Annotated in this window: 16 protein-coding genes; 6 read left to right on the forward strand and 10 right to left on the reverse strand. The window is 61.9% G+C overall.

Annotation, left to right across the window (positions count from 1 at the left end):
• Positions 1 to 204: 204 nt before the first annotated feature.
• The 6 genes from Q0837_RS09255 to Q0837_RS09280 all read right to left on the reverse strand — a co-directional run bounded on the left by Q0837_RS09255 (position 205) and on the right by Q0837_RS09280 (position 5,411).
• Complete coding sequence (locus Q0837_RS09255) at positions 205 to 1,020, reverse strand: transglutaminase family protein (protein ID WP_298467948.1); 816 nt, start codon at positions 1,018 to 1,020, stop codon at positions 205 to 207.
• A 12-nt stretch (positions 1,021 to 1,032) separates the two neighbouring features.
• A complete protein-coding gene (locus Q0837_RS09260; RefSeq protein ID WP_298467951.1) occupies positions 1,033 to 1,977 on the reverse strand; it encodes an alpha-E domain-containing protein in 945 nt (314 codons plus the stop codon).
• A gap of 16 nt (positions 1,978 to 1,993) precedes the next feature.
• Positions 1,994 to 3,433 carry a circularly permuted type 2 ATP-grasp protein gene (locus Q0837_RS09265; RefSeq protein ID WP_298467953.1) on the reverse strand — a complete coding sequence of 480 codons (1,440 nt, stop codon included), beginning with the start codon at positions 3,431 to 3,433 and terminating at the stop codon, positions 1,994 to 1,996.
• Positions 3,434 to 3,499: 66 nt separating this feature from the next.
• The gene (locus Q0837_RS09270; RefSeq protein WP_298467955.1) at positions 3,500 to 4,276 is read right to left on the reverse strand and encodes an alpha/beta fold hydrolase; all 777 of its coding nucleotides are present in this window, start codon (positions 4,274 to 4,276) and stop codon (positions 3,500 to 3,502) included.
• A 108-nt stretch (positions 4,277 to 4,384) separates the two neighbouring features.
• Positions 4,385 to 4,876, reverse strand: coding sequence for a DUF3617 domain-containing protein (locus Q0837_RS09275; protein WP_298467958.1), 492 nt, complete (start codon positions 4,874 to 4,876; stop codon positions 4,385 to 4,387).
• Positions 4,877 to 4,919: 43 nt separating this feature from the next.
• Positions 4,920 to 5,411 carry a DUF3617 domain-containing protein gene (locus tag Q0837_RS09280; RefSeq protein WP_298467961.1) on the reverse strand — a complete coding sequence of 164 codons (492 nt, stop codon included), beginning with the start codon at positions 5,409 to 5,411 and terminating at the stop codon, positions 4,920 to 4,922.
• Positions 5,412 to 5,522: 111 nt separating this feature from the next.
• Here Q0837_RS09280 and uvrB point away from each other — a divergent pair, with 111 nt between their 5' ends.
• Positions 5,523 to 7,718, forward strand: coding sequence for an excinuclease ABC subunit UvrB (uvrB, locus tag Q0837_RS09285; RefSeq protein ID WP_298467964.1), 2,196 nt, complete (start codon positions 5,523 to 5,525; stop codon positions 7,716 to 7,718).
• A 274-nt stretch (positions 7,719 to 7,992) separates the two neighbouring features.
• Positions 7,993 to 8,439 carry a hypothetical protein gene (locus Q0837_RS09290; RefSeq protein ID WP_298467967.1) on the forward strand — a complete coding sequence of 149 codons (447 nt, stop codon included), beginning with the start codon at positions 7,993 to 7,995 and terminating at the stop codon, positions 8,437 to 8,439.
• 107 nt (positions 8,440 to 8,546) lie between these two features.
• Here the strand turns inward: Q0837_RS09290 and Q0837_RS09295 are convergent, their stop codons facing one another.
• Positions 8,547 to 10,619, reverse strand: coding sequence for a thioredoxin family protein (locus Q0837_RS09295; protein WP_298467970.1), 2,073 nt, complete (start codon positions 10,617 to 10,619; stop codon positions 8,547 to 8,549).
• 57 nt (positions 10,620 to 10,676) lie between these two features.
• On the opposite strand from Q0837_RS09295, the gene Q0837_RS09300 reads away from it, so the two are divergent.
• Positions 10,677 to 11,903 carry an FAD-dependent monooxygenase gene (locus tag Q0837_RS09300; protein ID WP_298467973.1) on the forward strand — a complete coding sequence of 409 codons (1,227 nt, stop codon included), beginning with the start codon at positions 10,677 to 10,679 and terminating at the stop codon, positions 11,901 to 11,903.
• Between the two features lie 5 nt (positions 11,904 to 11,908).
• Here the strand turns inward: Q0837_RS09300 and Q0837_RS09305 are convergent, their stop codons facing one another.
• The 3 genes from Q0837_RS09305 to hemC are packed head-to-tail and all read right to left on the reverse strand — an operon-like array spanning position 11,909 to position 14,546.
• A complete protein-coding gene (locus Q0837_RS09305) occupies positions 11,909 to 12,865 on the reverse strand; it encodes a hypothetical protein (RefSeq protein WP_298467976.1) in 957 nt (318 codons plus the stop codon).
• Positions 12,866 to 12,921: 56 nt separating this feature from the next.
• Positions 12,922 to 13,596 carry a uroporphyrinogen-III synthase gene (locus tag Q0837_RS09310; RefSeq protein ID WP_298467979.1) on the reverse strand — a complete coding sequence of 225 codons (675 nt, stop codon included), beginning with the start codon at positions 13,594 to 13,596 and terminating at the stop codon, positions 12,922 to 12,924.
• Positions 13,593 to 14,546, reverse strand: coding sequence for a hydroxymethylbilane synthase (hemC, locus tag Q0837_RS09315; protein ID WP_298467981.1), 954 nt, complete (start codon positions 14,544 to 14,546; stop codon positions 13,593 to 13,595). The genes Q0837_RS09310 and hemC overlap by 4 nt, the downstream gene beginning before the upstream one ends.
• A 44-nt stretch (positions 14,547 to 14,590) precedes the next feature.
• Between hemC and tsaD the strand changes: the two genes are divergently transcribed.
• From tsaD to Q0837_RS09330, 3 genes are read left to right on the forward strand one after another with little or no spacing between them, the layout of a single operon-like run.
• Positions 14,591 to 15,670 (forward strand): tRNA (adenosine(37)-N6)-threonylcarbamoyltransferase complex transferase subunit TsaD, encoded by a 1,080-nt coding sequence (tsaD, locus tag Q0837_RS09320; protein WP_298467983.1) that lies wholly within the window; start codon positions 14,591 to 14,593, stop codon positions 15,668 to 15,670.
• Positions 15,667 to 16,671 carry an NAD(P)H-dependent glycerol-3-phosphate dehydrogenase gene (locus Q0837_RS09325; protein ID WP_298467986.1) on the forward strand — a complete coding sequence of 335 codons (1,005 nt, stop codon included), beginning with the start codon at positions 15,667 to 15,669 and terminating at the stop codon, positions 16,669 to 16,671. Before tsaD ends, Q0837_RS09325 begins: the two co-directional genes overlap by 4 nt.
• Positions 16,668 to 18,206 (forward strand): lipopolysaccharide biosynthesis protein, encoded by a 1,539-nt coding sequence (locus tag Q0837_RS09330; protein WP_298467989.1) that lies wholly within the window; start codon positions 16,668 to 16,670, stop codon positions 18,204 to 18,206. The genes Q0837_RS09325 and Q0837_RS09330 overlap by 4 nt, the downstream gene beginning before the upstream one ends.
• Positions 18,207 to 18,334: the final 128 nt, after the last annotated feature.

Below are 18,334 nucleotides of genomic sequence, written 5' to 3' on the forward strand. Positions count from 1 at the left end.
TTGTTTTCCGCACGCCATCCGGCGCGCGATATCCTTGCTCACGCGACCTAAAGGTCGCATCGCTGCGGGCGGGCGGTCGCCCTTGCGGCTGCTGCGCAGCCGTTTAATTCTTGGTCACGGCAGTCAAAGCGACCGCGCGCCGGCCGGTCAGGCCGTAGCCAAGCAGCGCGGATGCGCTGCGCCCGGCGCTTGAGGGCGCAAAAACTATTGCTCTTGGTGCTGTTCGACCGCGACGCCAACGGTCAGCCGCTGCTCGCTGGTTCCAAAGCTGATCCCAGTGACAGGCGAGGCGTCATTGTAGTCGCGCCCGGTGGCAACGCGGACATAGCGGGGGTCCGGGCTGATGCCGTTCGAAATGTCGAACCCAACCCAGCCCAGCCCATCGATATGCGCCTCTGCCCACGCATGTGTGGCCTCTTGTTCGATCCTGTCGTTCATCATCAGATAGCCGCTGACATAGCGCGCGGGTATATCCGCCGCTCGGGCCGCGCCGATGAAGATGTGCGCGTGATCCTGACACACGCCGCTGCCATTCGCCGCGGCTTCCTCAGCGGTGGTGCTCGCTCCAGTCGTGCCGGTCTGGTAGCTGACCTCTTCGAGAATGCGCGCGGACAAGGCGTGCAGGTAATCAAGCTTTGCGCCGTCTTCAGGTCCGGGAATATCGCGAACCAGTGCGCGCATCTTGGGTCCTGGTTTGGTCAACTTGGTCTGCCCCATGAAGCTCCAAAGTGGCATATGCCCCGAATGCCGCCCGATCACGCCGGAATGATCCTCGGTTTCGACTGTCCCACTGCACGTTACCGTCACTTCCCGCGCGCCGGGCTCGACCGCGATAAGGGTGACCGTGTTGTAATTCTGATCTTCGTACTCAAGCTCGGTCTGAGCGTTTTCATACGCCATTTGCCAATCAAGGATCTGCTGACCTTGCGTCTCTTTCGGCGTCAGCCGCAGTCGCTGCAGGCCGTGCACCACCGGATCGGAGAAGGCGTAATGCGTGGTATGACGGATCGATAGTCTCATCGTCGCTGCCCCCTAGGCGAGAAACCGGTAGTCTTCGCCAATGGCTTCGGCGATCGCCCCATTGCGGACCATGAAATCGACTAGGAACTCATGCAGCCCCTGTTCGAATATCTCCTCGACGGTGAAGTCGTTGATATGGATGTCGGCAGCCCGCATCAGCTCGTTGCAGCGCCCTTCTTGCCCATGCATCTTTGCCAGTTCCGCCAGGCTGGTGCGAAGTGCGCCGCGGCAGAATGCAAGGCTGCGCGGAAAGCGATCATCCAACACCAGAAATTCGACGATCCCGCGCGCATCGATGTTTCCGGCGTTGAGAAAAGTATAGGACCGAGCGCCCGCCACCGAGCGCAAGACCTGATCCCACTGCCCGCTATCAACGCTTGATCCGACATAAGAAAGCGAGGGGAGCAGCAGGTAGTATTTGAGGTCAAGGATACGCGCCGTACTCTCCGCCCGCTCCACAAATGTACCTGCACGGGCGAAGTGGAACGCTTCGTTGCGCAGCATTGAGCCGTCGAACGCGCCATGCACCTGCGTGCCTGCGCGCCTGATCGTCGCCAGAACATCGCCGACCGAGACTTGCCCCACCGGGCGGGCCAGCTTTGTGTCGAGAGCCATCCAACTTTCATTGACTGCTTCCCAAACTTCGCTGGAGATATTGGTACGGGCTACGCGGGCATTCTGCCGCACAGCGCCGAACATCTCGCGGACATTGGCCGGATTGCCCTTGTCGCGCAGCATGAAGTTCCAGACCTGATTGCCTTCGTATCCCTCATTCTCCGCTTCGTAGGCTGCGCGCTGGCCAGAGGTTGCGATGACCGAGCGCCACTCTTCCTTTGCGGTTGCGACATCTCTTGTCAGCGCCATCCGCAGCCCGGCCTCAAGCAGTCGCGCCGTATTCTCCGCCCGCTCAAGATAGCGGAACATCCAGAACAGTCCGTTTGCGGTTCTACCTAACATGATGGTCCTCTGGGCATCAGTCCTTCAACACCCACGTATCCTTGGTGCCGCCGCCCTGGCTCGAATTGACCACCAGCGACCCTTCCTTGAGCGCGACGCGGGTCAGCCCGCCCGGCGTGATATCGATCCCATTGGGTGACACCAGTACGAAGGGCCGTAGATCGACGTGGCGCGGCGCGAGGCCCTTCTTGGTGTAGATCGGACAGGTCGAGAGCGAGAGTGTCGGCTGCGCGATGTAGTTCTCCGGGTTGGATTCAAGCTTGGCGCGGAATGCCTTGATCTCTTTCTTGCTCGCAGTCGGGCCGATCAGCATCCCGTAGCCGCCGGACCCATGGACTTCCTTCACCACCAGCTCTTCGAGATTGTCCAGCACATAGCCCAAGCTGTCCGGATCGGCGCAGCGCCATGTCTGCACATTCGGCAGCAGCGGTTTCTCACCGGTGTAGAATTCGACGATCTCCGGCATGAAGCTGTAGATCGCCTTGTCGTCCGACACGCCGGTACCCGGCGCATTGGCAATCGTGATCCCGCCCGCGCGGTACACATCCATGATACCCGGCACGCCGAGCACGCTGTCAGGCTCGAAAGTCAGCGGATCGAGATAATCGTCATCGACCCGGCGATAGAGCACGTCGATCGGTTTGTAACCGCGCGTGGTGCGCATCTGCACCCGGCCATTGACGACGCGCAAATCGCTTCCTTCGACCAGTTCCGCGCCCATCTGATCGGCGAGGAAGGCGTGCTCGAAATAGGCTGAATTGTAGATCCCCGGCGTCAACACGGCGACCGTCGGCTTGCCTTCCGTTGCAGCGGGAGCGCAGGCTGCGAGCGAGCGCGCAAGACGGCGCGGATAGTTGGAGACGCTTTCAACCGGGATCTTGCTGAACAGGTCCGGGAACATCGCCATCATCGTCTCGCGGTTTTCCAGCATGTAGGAGACCCCCGACGGAGTGCGGGCATTGTCTTCGAGCACGAAAAACTCGTCCGGCCCGGTCCGTACCAGATCGATGCCGACGATGTGGGTGTATATCCCCCCCGGCGGCGTGAAGCCGACCATATTGGGCAACCATGCGGCGTTGTTCCGGAACAACCGCTCCGGCACGCGCCCGGCGCGAATGATCTCTTGCCGGTGATACAGATCGTAGAGGAAGCTGTTGAGGGCCCTGACCCGCTGCTCAATCCCACGCGTCAAACGCCGCCATTCGCCAGCGGTAATGATCCGCGGCACCATGTCGAACGGGATCAGCCGTTCTTCGGCCTCGTCCTCGCCGTAAACATTGAAGGTAATCCCGGTGCGACGGAAGCTCTCATCGGCTTCGTTGTTCTTGCGCTGAAGCCAGCCTTTTTCCTGGTCATCGTACCAGTCGCAGTATTCCGCATAGGCGGGACGCGTCTGCCCCCCGGCATCGAACATTTCATCGAAATTTCTGGGTTTCCCCGGTTCGTCGCCGACCATCTATCCCCGCAGGTGAGACTGCATCACGGGAGACGGTTGTAACCGCCCCGTTTCAAAAGGAAAGGTTCAAGCGCGTTCTAGTTCCGCAAGCACGGCATGGATCACCTCCGGTGCGTAGGTAAATCCGACATGGGTGCAACGCATCGCCACCGCTCGGTCGCGTTCGCCAGGCAGGCCAGCGGCGCAGCGCGGCGCGATCATGCCGTCGTTCGGGCTCCACAAGGCCACAGTTTCAACCGGAGGCTTGGCCGAGACGTCGGTTTCGATCGGAGGGCAATCGACCTGATGGCCGGTGATGAACTGATAGGCCCGCCACACATTGTTAGCGCGCGGGCTGCCGGAAAAAGGCGAGCCCATGGTGATGACCTTCGAAACGGCATCCGGATGACGGCTCGCCAGTTCGCGGGCGTAAATCCCGCCAAGGCTCCATCCGAGTAGCACAACCGGTTCCTCGGCGCGCTCGTGCACTTCGAGCAAGCGCTCTTCGAGTTGCGCAATCCGCTCTGGCGTCGGGCCCCAATTGCGGCCCTGCCCCCAGCGTTTCGTATCGTGCCCCGCCCGCTCGATCTGCTGTGCGAGATAGCGCAGCTTGCGCGGATGCGCGGCGAAACCGGGCAATACCAAAACCGTCTTGGGGTTCTCACTGCGCGGAATATCGAGCCGGCGCACCATCCGGCGCGCGGGTTCAGCCAGAATGTCGAGCTCCGCCCACATCCGGTAGAAACGCGGCTTGCCGTGCTCTTCATCGGCGCGGTCTTCACGCGCCAAGGCGACCCGGCGTGCGAGTTCGCCATCGCCGCGGACTATGTCGGTGAGACCAGAAAAGGGTGCGCGCGTTGCCATAGAAACGTAACATTACCTCCGAGGAGTGAATGCTACGTGAAGCAAATGGTTTCGGCTTAACCGGTTAGCGTTTCCATTCCGGAGCGCACGTCACCCTTTTCAGGCCGTTTACTCGTCGCAGTCGCCGATACGCTCTTGCTTCATCTTTGAGGTCATATCGACATTAATGCCGCCCATTGCCCCGCTGATCTTCATTTCGAGATCGGACGAGGTCGATCCGACAGTACCAGCCATTTCCATCCGCATCTGACCGCCATCCATGTCGCAAGTCAGCACTGCATCCAGATCGTTTCCGGCGAGCTCGAACTTTTCGTAGCTGCAATCGCCCTGCTGGCCTTCCTGCATCATGTTTTCGAAGCCGCCTTCGGCTTGCTCCGGCGTCAGGCAATATTCGACATTGGTTTTCATGCCGCCCATTTCCGACACGACCTTGTACTTGCCCGGTTCCGGCTTGAGCCCGCTATCGGCAGCGATCTGGGCCGCTTCATTGACGCTGACTGCGCCATCGCCGTCCGCATCTGCTTCCGCCGTGGTGACATCACTGCCCCCGCACCCTGCGAGAGCGACACTCAAAGCGGCAATTGCTGCAAGTGGTTTCATTTTCCTGATTTCCCTTCCCATCCAATTCGTTCAGCGGCGGTCTCTAGCAATCGCCAAGTCGCCGATTCTGCGTTCTGAGTTTGATCGTTCCCGGCCCCATGCCCATATCGCCCGACATTGTCATCGTGACATCGGACGAAGTCGGCGAACCGGTGCCCTGCATCACCATCGTCATCGGGTTTCCGCCGGCATCACAGGTCATTTCGGCGTCGATCCTACCATTTGTCGCATTAAACCGGCTGTAGCTGCAATCACCCTGCTGTGACTGGTTCATGACCGAGCGAAAGCCTTCATCCACATCAGCCTGTGTCAGGCAGAATTTGAACTTTCGATTCATCATCGAGGTCATCATGCCGGCAATGTCTGGCGGAGCATCGGGGATATCGATCGAAAGCACCGTCATCTCCGCCTGATACTGCCCGGCCATCGGGCGCATTTCATCATCCAGCTGCTGCGCGGCAAGATCGCCCGACGATGCGCCAGCAATCGCGAATGCAGCAGCCAGTGCGCCTGCGCCAAGTATCCAGGTTTTCATATTGCATCTCCTCAAGACTGTTCGATTCGATGCGACCTTATGTCGTTGCGGGCATGCTAGGGGGCAGCGCGCCACTTCACAACGCATGCTTTGTGCTCCATATGTTCGCCTATGTCAGAACTTGTGATCAGACGCGGTCTCGAAGAGCCCGAAACCGGCGAAGACTTCACCCCGCATCGCCCCGACCGCCCGGAAAAGATGGACGGCGGCAGGCCGTTCAAGCTTGTCTCTGACTACGAACCTTCGGGTGACCAGCCGACCGCGATTGCGGAGTTGGTCGGCGGCGCACGTGATAGCGAGCAAACCCAGACGCTGCTAGGCGTCACCGGTTCGGGCAAGACTTTCACCATGGCGAAGGTGATCGAGGAATTGCAGCGCCCTGCCCTGATCCTCGCGCCCAACAAGATCCTCGCCGCGCAGCTCTATGGCGAGTTCAAGAGCTTCTTTCCCGAAAACGCTGTCGAGTATTTCGTCAGCTATTACGACTACTACCAACCCGAAGCCTACGTCCCGCGTTCCGACACGTACATTGAGAAAGAGTCGAGCGTGAACGAGGCGATTGACCGGATGCGCCACTCGGCCACCCGTGCGCTGCTCGAACGCGACGACGTGATCATCGTTGCGTCGGTCTCGTGCCTCTATGGCATCGGATCAGTCGAGACCTATTCGGCGATGATCTTCGACATCAAGAAAGACGATACAGTCGACCAGCGTGAGCTGATCCGCAAGCTCGTCGCGCTGCAATACAAGCGCAACGATGCGGCCTTTACGCGCGGCTGTTTCCGGGTTCGCGGGGACAATCTGGAGCTGTTCCCCTCGCACTATGAAGACATGGCTTGGCGCATCAGTTTCTTCGGGGACGAGATCGAGGAAATCAGCGAATTCGACCCGCTGACGGGCAAGAAGGGCGCGTCGCTCGACAAGGTGCGGGTCTATGCGAACTCGCACTACGTAACGCCCGGGCCGACGATGAAACAAGCGACCGAAGCGATCAAATTCGAGCTTCAGCACCGCCTCAAGGAGCTTGAGGAAGAAGGCAAACTGCTCGAGCACCAGCGACTGGAGCAGCGCACCAATTTCGATCTCGAGATGATCGCGGCGACAGGCTCCTGCGCGGGGATCGAGAACTATTCACGCTTCCTCACCGGACGCCTGCCCGGCGAGCCGCCGCCCACCCTGTTCGAATATCTGCCCGACAACGCGCTGCTGTTCGTCGATGAAAGCCACCAGACGGTGCCGCAGATCGGCGCGATGTCGAAGGGCGATCACCGCCGCAAAATTACGCTGGCTGAGTATGGCTTCCGTCTGCCGAGCTGCATCGATAACCGCCCGCTGCGCTTCAACGAATGGGACGCGATGCGCCCGCAGACCTTCGCTGTCTCAGCCACACCCGGCCCGTGGGAGATGGAACAGACCGGCGGCGTCTTCGCGGAGCAGGTCATCCGCCCCACCGGCCTGATCGACCCTCCGGTAGAAATCCGCCCGGTCGAGGACCAGGTGCAGGATTGCATCCAGGAATGCCTCGCCACCGCCAAGAAAGGCTACCGCACGCTCGTCACCACGCTGACCAAGCGGATGGCAGAGGACCTGACCGAATTCATGCACGAGGCTGGCGTGCGCGTTCGTTACATGCACTCCGATGTCGAGACACTGGAGCGTATCGAGCTTATCCGTGACCTGCGGCTTGGCGTCTATGACGTGCTGATCGGGATCAACCTGCTGCGCGAAGGCCTCGACATTCCCGAATGCGGGCTGGTCGCGATCCTTGATGCCGACAAGGAAGGCTTCCTGCGTAGCGAAACCTCACTGGTCCAAACCATCGGCCGCGCGGCGCGCAACGTCGATGGCAAGGTGATCCTCTATGCAGACCGGATCACCGGCAGCATGGAACGCGCGATGGCAGAGACCGACCGCCGCCGGGCCAAGCAAGAGGCTTACAACGAAGAACACGGCATCACCCCGACGACCATCAAGCGCGACATCGCCGACATCGTCGCCCACACCGCTTCGCAAGACGGCGTGGTGGTCGACACCGGCGATGACGAGGTCAACAACCTCGTCGGCCACAATCTGCGCGCGTACATTGAGGACCTAGAAAAACGCATGCGCGACGCAGCTGCGAACCTCGAGTTCGAGGAAGCTGGCAGGTTGCGCGATGAAATCCGTCGCTTGGAGAATGACGAGCTGGGCTTGCCGGACAGCGAGAAGAAGGCGCCGAAGGTCGGACGTTCGGATGCGGGGCGGCCCGGGACGCGCAAGACGCGTTATGGCAAGACGCGGTACAAGCGGATGGGTGGGAAACCTTGATGCGGTGAATTCACGACCCACCGGAAAAGACAAATAGCCGTAGCCAAACCGAACCCGTAGTTCGTGCTCCAACGGTCACAGGAAATGACCTCAATGGAGCTGAAGTTGAAGAAATTTGAGTTCGCGTCTCTTGTTTTTATGGGTAATCTAGTTTTGATTGGATTTGGCCAGCTCATCGTTATGGCGCTCAAGTGAGGGTTAATTGAGGTACGTTGGCACACTAACTCTTTTCGCCCTAATCGCCGCCTGCAAGCCGCCGCCTGCCGATGCGGATATGGGGCGGGATATGCCAGCGGAGGAACCGACATACGCTTCCGATCCGCTGCCCTCACCCGAAACCGAGAACGCCATCTGGGCAGAGAGCGCGGAGGGCGAGCGGATCATTTACGGCGTGCCGGGTCAGCCTGCTTTGCTGGCGCTCGCCTGCCTCCGCGACGGGCCAGAACCCATCCTGCGCATTACCCGCATGAGCCCTGCTGATGAAGGCGCGGGTGCCATGCTTGCGCTCATTGGCAATGGCGCGATTGGTCGGATGGAGGTCGATGCGACCGAGGTTTCCGGGCGCACGATCTGGCAGGGCGAGGATCCCGCGAGCGATGAGGATTGGGAGCCGCTTGCCGGGCCGCGTCAGTTTACCGCCACGATTCCCGGTGCCGGAATGGTGACACTCAATCCGAGTCCGCTGCCAATGCAGCTTGTCGCGGCGTGCCGGGAGTCTTAGTGTTCCGCACGCCCATCCGGGCGCGCGATTTCCTCGCTCACGCGACCTGAAGGTCGCATCGCTGCGGGCGCGCGGTCGCGCTTGCGAACCCTGACGGGTCCGTATTGCTAACGCTCAGCCTTGGCGCGTTCCGTAAGCATGTCGGGCGTCAAAACCTGCGGCAATTGCTCCGCCTCAGCACCGGGTTCGTACCACAAATAGAGTGGCACACCCGCCGCGCCTTGCTGGGTCAGGAATTCGGTGATCTCCTCATCGCGCACGGTCCAGTCGCCGACCATTGCGATCACGCCCGCATCCTCGAAGGCTTGCGCGGTTGCTTCGCGTTCGATCGCAACGCTTTCATTCACCTTACAGGTCACACACCAGTCGGCGGTGAACCACAGGAACACCGGCTGGCCCGAAGCGCGCGCCTCTGCCAGCGCATCGCGGCTGAACTCGCGCGGGGCGAGCAGCGATTCCGACAGGTCGCTGGTTTGCGCGGCATAGCTGGAGGGCAGCGCAAAGGCTCCGAAGATCAGGAACGGCGCAGCGACCAATCCGAATGCGGGCCACGCCATCTTGCCAGCGCGCTGCAGCCGCCCGACCACGCCCAGCGCGATCACGATGCCAAGCAGCATCACCAAGGCAAACATCGCAAAGCCGCGTCCGCCCAATTGCGCAGTCAGCCAAATCAGTGCCAGCGCTGTCAGCCCCATCGGGATCGCCATGATCCGGCGGAAACGCTCCATCCATGCACCGGGCTTGGGCAGCAATCCCCGCAGCGCAGGAACGAATCCGATCAGCAGGAATGGAAGTGCGAGGCCCAGCCCGAGCATGGCGAACAACAGCAGCGCCAGTGGCGCAGGCAGCAACAAAGCCGCGCCCAGAGCTGCCGCCATAAACGGCCCCGTGCACGGCGTCGCTGCAAAGGCTGCGAGCAGCCCGGTTGCGAAGGCTCCAGCCGGCTCACCACTCTGCGTAAAGCTGAGCGAAGGCAGCTCGAACAACCCGCCGAAATTCGCTGTGATGATCGTCGCGAGCACCAACAGAATGATAACGACACTTGGGCTTTGCAGCTGGAACGCCCAGCCGACCTGTTCTCCAGCCTCCCGCAGCGCCAGCATCAACGCGCCCAACCCGACGCAGGCCAGCACCACGCCAGCGGTATAAGCGATGCCCTCAGCCCGCGCCTTGGCCTCGCTCTCACCCGCGCGCGCCAACGACAACGCTTTGAGGCTAAGGATCGGAAACACGCAGGGCATGATGTTGAGGATCAACCCGCCCGCCAGCGCGCCTAGGATCAGGGTCCAGAGCGGCGGGGTGTTCGCCATACTGACGGGTCCGGCTATCATCGAGCCACCGGTCGGAACATCTCCGGGAAGCGCGCCAAACTCAACGCCAGCTTCGTCGCCAAATGACAGAATGCCGCCGACCGCGCTTGGGTCGTCCGCGTCATATTGGGTAAGCGGGATTTCAACTATCAGCATATCGCCATCGCGGCGGAATGTCTGGACGGCCGCGTAGTCAACGAGGCGCTCATTTGTGACGAATACGTGCGGTTCCGCGAGTGCGACTGCCTCGGGCAGCGGAATTGCAAGACGCAGGTTTCTGCTCGCAACTTCAAACGTTGCACTGGCATCCAGCAAAGGCGCAACCTCCGCCTGCCAACGCGCAAAGTCGCCGCCCATCCCGATGGTCAGAGCGGCATCCTGCGGCACGCAGACCCGGTCCGTGCAGGCCAGGTAATCGACATAGCCGCCAATGTCCGGCAGGCCTTCGATCACCGCATCCTCGGGCACGCGCACCGGCACCAACACCGCGTATTGCCCTTCATAGATGTGGTTCATCAGGTCACCAATCAGCAGCCGCTCAGGCACCGGATACAGCGCCTCGCCCATTTCCCAGCCTTCGGGCAGGTCCAGCTCAAGCCGCATCCCCTGCCCCGCATCGCCGGGATTGGACCAATATCCATGCCATTCGGGCGCGCTCGGCGTGAATTTCAGCGCCAGCATCCATTCCTCGCCCGGCTGCGGCAGCCCATCGGCGAGCAATTGTACGGCGATATTCTCGTCACCGAACCGAGCCTCGCGCGGTTCCTCAGTATCCTGCGCGAACGCAGACGCGCCTGCCAATGCGGCAAACGCAATCACCCATGCGAACAACAGGACCTTCAATCGTGGGAACATTCTTGCTTCAATCACGGCGAAACCTCTAGGGCGGTCAGGTGGTGTTCGCAATGAACGCAAGCAAGGTGACAGATGAGCAATCCCGAAACCGAAACCCGCGACCTGTTGATCCTTGGCGGAGGACTGGTCGGGATGACGCTCGCGCTGGCGGCGGCCAGGAAGGGCATGTCGAGCCATGTGATCGACCGCGCTGATCCGGCCGAGCTGACCCAAGAGGGCTTCGACGACCGCGCGACCGCGATCTCGACCGCGAGCTGGCACCTGTTCCGAAACATCGGCATTGCCGAGGGGTTGGAGAAATTCGCCTGCGACATCGCCAGCATTGCCGTGACCGATCAGAACAAGCCCGGACGGCTCGATTTTCAACCGGAAGAGCATGAGGGCACTCTGGGCCGGATGTTCCCCAATCGCCGCTTGCGTCTCGCTTTGTTCGAGGCCGCTGCGGAAGAACCGCTGATCCACTGGGTATCCAAGGCCGAAATCACCGAGCGCCAACGCAGCGAGTTTGGCGCGGCGGCAGTTCTGGCAGACGGGCGCAAGCTCAAAGGTCGGTTGATGGTCGCCGCCGAAGGGCGTGGTTCGCCGACCCGCGAAGAGGCCGGGATCACCATCGCCAAATGGGATTACAAGCACCGCGCGATCATTGCGGGACTCACGCACTCCAAACCGCATGACAATGTCGCGTGGGAGATCTTCTACCCACCCGGGCCTTTCGCGTTGCTGCCGATGAACGACGATGCCGATGGCACGCACCGGTCTTCGCTGGTTTGGACCGTGTCGGAGGAAGACGGCAACGGCGTAATGAAGCTAGGCGACCGCGCGTTCTTAGCCGAAGTGCAAAAGCGCATGGGCGAGATCCTGGGTACAGTGCAGAGCGTCGGCGCGCGCTCATCATGGCCCCTCGGGTTTCACCATACCGCCAAGATCACTGGCGAGCGGCTCGCGCTGATTGGCGATGCGGCACACGGCATCCACCCGATTGCGGGACAGGGTTTGAACCTTGGTTTGCGCGATGCTGCGGCGTTGGTCGAAGTTCTGGCGGACGGCGCGCGGATCGGACTCGATCCCGGCGATGCGCAACTGCTGAAACGTTACGAGAACTGGCGCGGGCTCGACAGCTTCATGGTGGCGCTGGCGACCGATGGCCTGACGCGGCTGTTCGGAGTGCCCGGCAAAACCGCATCGGCTGTCCGTCGGCTAGGCATGTCGGCGGTGCAGCGCACCGGACCGCTCAAGACGTTCTTTATGGACGAAGCTCGCGGTGTTTCCGGCGATCTACCCGAACTGCTGAAAGCCTGAGAGGGCTATTCCTCGGCGGCGCTGTCGAGCGGGCTCGGCTGCCGCACGGGATTGCCAACGCCATCACGCAGACCGCTCTGATCGAGCACAGCAGCGGTTTCGATGGTTTCTAGCGCTGCCATCACGTCGCGATAACGCTCGGCATCGGCAATCCAGGATTCCGCCATTGCGGCGCCCGGCATATTGCTGACTTCGTCGATCGCGTTCTGGTAGCGGCCTTGCTCCAGCGCGTAGCGGGCACGTTCAAGGCGTCGTTCCGGCTGGGGCGACGGCGTGCTTTCGCGGCGGATCACGAACAATTCGCCAACTTCACGGCGCATTCTTGCCCATGAAAATTCCTCTTCGCGCTCGGCAAGTTCGGGGCCAAGGCCATCGAGCCGCGCGGTAAGATTGTCGATACGGATCGGATCGCGCGAGAAATTGATGATCGTGCTGACCGCATTCGGCCATTGGTCGCTGAAGCGCAGCCGCAGCTGGTCGGCGAGATAGCCAAGCTCGGCCCCGCGTTCGATAGCACGGCGAGTGGCGAAAGCGATGAGCAGGCCTTCGGCGCGCGCCGCGTTACCTGCGGCAGCCTGAGACTGGAGATCGAGCCGGGCGAGGCGCTGCTCCGCAGCGGCCAGGCGCTGGTCCAGACCACCCTGTTGTTCGGCCACAACACGGGTAACAGCTTCTACGGCTTCGTCTGAATTATCACCATCAAGCGCTTCAATTGCCTCAGCAATCGGTGTTGTTGGCGTGGCTGTAGGGCTGAGCGCTGCGATGGGTGTTTCGCCGTCCGCGCTCGGGCTGACCTCGGCAATAGGTTCGCCTTCGATCGCGGTCTGCTCGGCGTCCGGACGGACATTGTACCACACCACATAGCCTACCAGCATCCCGCCCGCGACAAACGACGCGAGGGCTGCGAGCATAAAGCCCCGATTGGAGGCAGGCTTGCGGCGACTACCGTACTTGGATTCCATTGTATTCCGTTCTGCGACCCGGTTTTCACCCGAAGGCGTGCGGGGGATTTAACATCTTATACGCACATGTCCCGGATCATTTCCAGCAGGGCGCTGTCGCTGGGATGCGGGGAAACGTGGACAGAGTGCCATCCTGCCCCCGCCGCGCTTGCGATGCGGGGACCGAGCACAGCTAGGGTGAGATCGCCGCGGTTCAAGTGCAGACGGTCGCATTCGGACGCGAAATGGGAGGCTGCGGCTGCGGAATGAAGCAGAACAATGGGTCGGTCGCCGAGCGTTTCGATGGCAGAGTGTTCGAGCGGCAGCGCTGCACTTTCATAGGCGATCACGGTCTCGATCGAGACACCTTCCGGCGGCGTCAGCGGAACATGCTCAGCGCCAGCAATCCGGAGGAGACGCATCGGTGCAGGCACCGCGTCGAGCACATTCTGAAGCCCACCCTTACCGATTGCAGCAACCTCGAAACCAGCATCGCGCGCGGTGGCGGCTGTGGTCTGCCCGACCGCATAGACCGGCTTTCCCTTGATCTGACCAAGCTGCGCCCCGCCATGCAAGATGGCATTGGCACTGCCGATCAGGAGCCCATCGATCAAAGCTGGATCCGGGCAATCCCAGTCCAGTGGACGTATTTCAAACAAGGGGACGCCTGCGATGTCCAAACCCATCACTCGGGCCGCTTCGAGTGTCGACGTGAGCCCCGGCTCGGGCCGGATGGCGACAATTCTAGTCATTCGCCCGCGCGGAAATGATCCGTGATGGCGTTCGTCGCTCGGCCCAGCAAGTCGCCCGCAAGAGTGCGGATTGGTGCATGGTCGCCATCGGCAAAGCTGGCCGAGCCTTCGACCCGCTCTGAACCATCGGGACTGAACACAGCCGCCCGCATGGTGAGGCTGCCAGCACTCCCCTCGCACAGAACCGCCACAGGGCTGTGGCACGTCCCGCCAAGAGCCGCGAGCAGAGCACGCTCAGCTTCGAGTTCAGCGCGCGTCGCTTGGTGATCGATAGCTGCCAAGGCAGAAGTGGTTTCAGCGTTATCGGCCATGCATTCCAGCGCGATCACACCTTGCGCCGCCGCTGGGATCCAGTCAGCAACTTCCAAAGGAGCACCCACGCCCGCCTGATCCAATCGCTCAAGTCCTGCCGCCGCCAAAAACGTCACATCGGCTTCGCCCGCTTCGAGCTTGCCCAGCCGCGTCGCAACATTGCCGCGAAAGGTCACGACCTTGCAGTCGGGGCGCAGGTTAAGCAGCTGCGCAGCCCTTCGCGGTGCACTTGTGCCCACCACAGCACCCTGCGGAATCGCATCGATGCTGGCCGCTCCGACTAGACTGTCGCGACGGTCTGCGCGGGGAAGAAAGGCCGCGAAATGAAAGATATCGGGCCGGATCGTCTCGACATCCTTGGCCGAGTGAACCGCAACATCGATCTTGCCCTCGGCCAGCCAGGCGTCGAGTTCCTTGGTCCACAGCGCCTTGCCTCCGATTTCGGCCAGCGGGCGATCAAGCACCTTGTCACCGCTCGCGACCACTGGGACCAATTCGACCTCTTCCTGAGACCAGCCATGCGCAGCGCAGAGCCGCTCGCGGGTCTCCACCGCCTGCGCCATCGCCAGCGGCGAATTGCGGGTCCCCAGCCTAATCTTGACCGCGGAAGGCGAACTATCCTGTGCATTGTTGCTCATCGGTGTGCTTGCCCTAGCTCTGACAAGGCTTAGATGGAAGCGCGATGACAGGCTCGTCCACCAATGCCGCGTCCCGTGCCGAGGGCCGCCCGAAGATCGTGCTTGGCATTGAATCGAGCTGCGACGAAACCGCTGTCGCGCTGGTCACAACCGAGCGTGAAATTCTGGCGCAGCGCATTGCCTCGCAAGAAGCTGAACACGCGCCCTATGGCGGTGTAGTCCCCGAAATTGCAGCCCGCGCCCATGCCGAACGGCTCGCCCCCATGATTGAGGATGTGATGCAGGATGCCGGACTAACCCTCGAAAATATTGACGCAATTGCTGCAACAGCTGGGCCAGGCCTGATCGGCGGTGTCATGGTCGGATTGGTCAGCGGCAAAGCGCTGGCGATGGCAGCGGACAAGCCCTTGCTCGCGATCAATCACCTCGAAGGCCACGCGCTTTCGCCGCGTCTCGCCGACGCCGAGCTTGGCTTTCCATTTCTTCTGCTGCTGGTGTCAGGCGGCCACTGCCAGATACTCAGCGTCGAAGGTGTCGGCGAGTACCGCCGTATGGCTACCACCATTGACGATGCGCTTGGCGAGGCATTCGACAAGACCGCCAAGATCCTAGGCCTCGGCTATCCCGGCGGGCCAGCCGTTGAGAAACTGGCAAAAGAAGGCGATCCCAAGGCCGTACCGCTGCCGCGTCCGCTTAAAGGATCGAAGGAATCGCATTTCTCTTTTGCAGGTCTGAAAAGCGCGGTGCTGAGAGCGGCCGAAAGCGGCAAGCACGAAGCGGCTGATATCGCCGCAAGTTTCCAGCAAGCCGCCGTCGATTGTCTGATCGATCGGTTGGAAATGGCACTGCGCGACGCCGGACCATTGCCTGCTTTGGTCGTTGCAGGGGGTGTAGCCGCCAATCAGACGATCCGTACCGCGCTCGAAGCATTGGCGACCAAGCACGGGATGCGCTTCGTCGCTCCGCCGTTGGCGCTGTGCACCGACAACGCGGCCATGATCGCTTGGGCGGGCTGCGAGCGGCTGCCATTGGGACAATCCGATCCGCTCGATTTCAAGGCGCGGCCGCGCTGGCCGCTCGATCCGGAAGCAGAGACCGTTCGCGGCGCAGGGGTGAAAGCATGACGGACAAGCCAGCAATTGGCGTTATCGGCGCAGGCGCTTGGGGCACGGCCCTCGCCCAGATGCTCGCCAGCGATGGCCGCGAAGTGGTGCTGTGGGCCTACGAGCAGGACCTCGTCGAAACGATCAATGCCGAGCATCGCAATCCGCTCTACCTGCCAACCGCCGAGCTATCGCCCAACATCCGGGCGACGCATGATCTGTCCGACCTCGCGGCGCTGGATGCGCTGCTGGGCGTCACACCCGCGCAAGTACTCGGCAAAGTGCTGAGCGAACTGACACACGACCCGCGCGATCTGGTGTTGTGCTCCAAGGGGATCGAGGCAGGCACGGGCAGGTTGATGAACGATGTCGCCCGCGCTGCCTGCCCGGATAGCGACATCGCGGTCCTATCAGGGCCAACCTTCGCTCATGAAGTCGCCGCCGGGCTGCCAACCGCTGTCACGCTGGCCTGCGGCGGCGGGGACGCGCAGTGGGAGCGGCTCAAACCGACGGTCGCTCGCCCTGCCTTCCGCCCTTACTACTCCGCCGATGTGACCGGCGCGGAGATTGGCGGCGCGATTAAGAATGTCCTCGCCATTGCTTGCGGCCTAGTCGACGGGTTGGAGCTTGGCCAGAATGCCCGCGCGGCTCTGATCGCGCGCGGCTATGCCGAGATGCTGCGGTTCGGGGAATCGCTCGGCGCGAAAGCAGAAACGCTCGCTGGCCTGTGCGGTCTGGGCGATCTGGTCCTGACCTGCTCTTCGACCTCAAGCCGTAATTTCTCGCTCGGCAAGGCGCTGGGCGAAGGGAAATCCGCCGCCGATCTTATGGCCGATCGCACCACCGTTGCCGAAGGGGCTCACACCGCCCCGGTGCTCGCCAAACTGGCTGAGGAACGCGGCATCACCATGCCCATCGTTGTGGCCGTCAACGCAATCCTCGATGGCCAGCCGCCGCGCGATGTCGTCGCGAAGCTGCTCGCCCGGCCGCTGCGCGCCGAACAGGCCGAACCGCAAGCATGAACACGCCGCCAGCCCAGCCTGAACCCGCGAAAGGCGGGGACGACATGGCAACGCTCGCCAAAGGCGGGCGGACCAACACGCTGGGCTTCATCATCCGCGCGCTGGGCGGCATCCCGTTCCTGTTCATCGGCTACCGCCTCTACGGCGTCGACGAGATGGGCCGCTTCGCCGCCGCCTTTGTCATCATCGAAATTCTCGCTCTGGTTTGCGCGCTCGGAGAAAAACGCGGGCTGGCGCAGCGCCTGACCGAAGGCATCGAGGACGAGGAAGACTCGCCCTCTAATCTCGTGTTCGACGGGATGCTGACTTCGCTGCTATTTTCGCTGTCAGCCTGCGCGATCCTGCTGGTATTCCCAGTGATCGTCTTCCCAAGTGGGACGAACAGCGAGTTCGACATCTGGATGATCGCCGCGATCCCGGCTTTCGCGCTCACTGAAATCCTGCTGGCCGCTCAAGCCTATCGCTACGACATCGCGACCACCGTTCGCGCGCGGGCGATTGTCGAGCCATGGACCAAGTCCTTGGCAGTGGGCGTCCTGTTCTTCATCCCGGCGCTGAGCGCGGGCGGTCTGGCACTGGCATTCCTCGCGGCGATCTATGCCGCATTCTTCACCGCTCTGTGGTCGTTCCTGCGGACCTATGGGCTGCCGACAGGCTGGCGCCCTCGCCCCAAATATCTGAGCAAGATGACCGCGCGAGCGCTGCCATTGATCGGGGCCGATGTGATTGAGCGCGGAACGCGTTTGCTCGACGTCTTCCTGCTCGGCCAGTCTGCCTCTGCTGGAGCGGTCGGCATCTACTTCTTCGCGAAGGAGATCGTCAGCGTACCGCAGAAACTTAAGACCAGTTTCGAACCGATCCTGTCGCCAGTGATCACCAAGAACCTGAAGATCGGCAACATGAAAGCGATTGCTGCGCAGGTGCGGCAGGTCGGCTTCTGGATCATCGCGCTGCAAATGGGCATCGCGCTGGCGCTCGCGATACCGGGCGAGGCGGTAATGGGACTTGGCGGACCGGCGATCGTAGGCGGCACAGGCGCTCTCGCAATCCTGCTGGCGGCCGAAGTGATCGCATCGATGGCGGTCGTATCCGAGAGCGTGCTCGTCTACATCGCGCGCAAGCGGAACCTGCTGATCTCGGTGGGGGTCATCACGCTTCAAGGCGTCCTGACGGTAGGCTTGATCCTGCTCGCCGAGCATCTTGAGATGGATGAAGGATTCAAGGCGGCCGGCGCCGCACTGGCGCTGTTCCTCGCGCTCGGTGTCTCCAGCATTGTGAAAGCCATCGTGCTGAAAACGCTGCTCAAGGCGCCGGTCAGCAATTGGCGCTGGGGCCTGGTGTGGGCAACCGGTCCGGCGGTCATAGTCGGCTTTCTCGCCACGCTGCTGCCCGAATGGATGGAGCTTATCTTCGGTATCCCGGCCATCCTGCTGACCTATGGCTTCGTCATCTGGAAGCGCGGCTTCGGAGAGGACGACCGCGTGCTCTTCCGCAAGAATGTCGTGCCCGAACCAGAGGGCGACGCGACCTCCTGAACCAACTGACGACGAGCCAACGGCTAAAGTCCGGCAAGAAATGCCCGAATTGGACGCGGCAGAACCAGCGGATCGCCAATCCAGTGCGAGACGGCGCTTACCTCTCACCGGCCCGGCGTGACTGGCTG

Origin of the sequence: uncultured Erythrobacter sp. (assembly GCF_947499705.1) — a bacterium.
In the GTDB taxonomy this organism is placed as follows: Bacteria; Pseudomonadota; Alphaproteobacteria; order Sphingomonadales; family Sphingomonadaceae; genus Erythrobacter.

What these genes read in the sequence shown, in the direction of transcription:
- Q0837_RS09255 (WP_298467948.1), bottom strand. Translation starts at nt 1,020, where the DNA reads ATGAGACTATCGATCCGTCATACCACGCATTACGCCTTCTCCGATCCG.
- Q0837_RS09260 (WP_298467951.1), bottom strand. Translation starts at nt 1,977, where the DNA reads ATGTTAGGTAGAACCGCAAACGGACTGTTCTGGATGTTCCGCTATCTT.
- Q0837_RS09265 (WP_298467953.1), bottom strand. Translation starts at nt 3,433, where the DNA reads ATGGTCGGCGACGAACCGGGGAAACCCAGAAATTTCGATGAAATGTTC.
- Q0837_RS09270 (WP_298467955.1), bottom strand. Translation starts at nt 4,276, where the DNA reads ATGGCAACGCGCGCACCCTTTTCTGGTCTCACCGACATAGTCCGCGGC.
- Q0837_RS09275 (WP_298467958.1), bottom strand. Translation starts at nt 4,876, where the DNA reads ATGAAACCACTTGCAGCAATTGCCGCTTTGAGTGTCGCTCTCGCAGGG.
- Q0837_RS09280 (WP_298467961.1), bottom strand. Translation starts at nt 5,411, where the DNA reads ATGAAAACCTGGATACTTGGCGCAGGCGCACTGGCTGCTGCATTCGCG.
- uvrB (WP_298467964.1), top strand. Translation starts at nt 5,523, where the DNA reads ATGTCAGAACTTGTGATCAGACGCGGTCTCGAAGAGCCCGAAACCGGC.
- Q0837_RS09290 (WP_298467967.1), top strand. Translation starts at nt 7,993, where the DNA reads ATGGGGCGGGATATGCCAGCGGAGGAACCGACATACGCTTCCGATCCG.
- Q0837_RS09300 (WP_298467973.1), top strand. Translation starts at nt 10,677, where the DNA reads ATGAGCAATCCCGAAACCGAAACCCGCGACCTGTTGATCCTTGGCGGA.
- Q0837_RS09305 (WP_298467976.1), bottom strand. Translation starts at nt 12,865, where the DNA reads ATGGAATCCAAGTACGGTAGTCGCCGCAAGCCTGCCTCCAATCGGGGC.
- Q0837_RS09310 (WP_298467979.1), bottom strand. Translation starts at nt 13,596, where the DNA reads ATGACTAGAATTGTCGCCATCCGGCCCGAGCCGGGGCTCACGTCGACA.
- hemC (WP_298467981.1), bottom strand. Translation starts at nt 14,546, where the DNA reads ATGAGCAACAATGCACAGGATAGTTCGCCTTCCGCGGTCAAGATTAGG.
- tsaD (WP_298467983.1), top strand. Translation starts at nt 14,591, where the DNA reads ATGACAGGCTCGTCCACCAATGCCGCGTCCCGTGCCGAGGGCCGCCCG.
- Q0837_RS09325 (WP_298467986.1), top strand. Translation starts at nt 15,667, where the DNA reads ATGACGGACAAGCCAGCAATTGGCGTTATCGGCGCAGGCGCTTGGGGC.
- Q0837_RS09330 (WP_298467989.1), top strand. Translation starts at nt 16,668, where the DNA reads ATGAACACGCCGCCAGCCCAGCCTGAACCCGCGAAAGGCGGGGACGAC.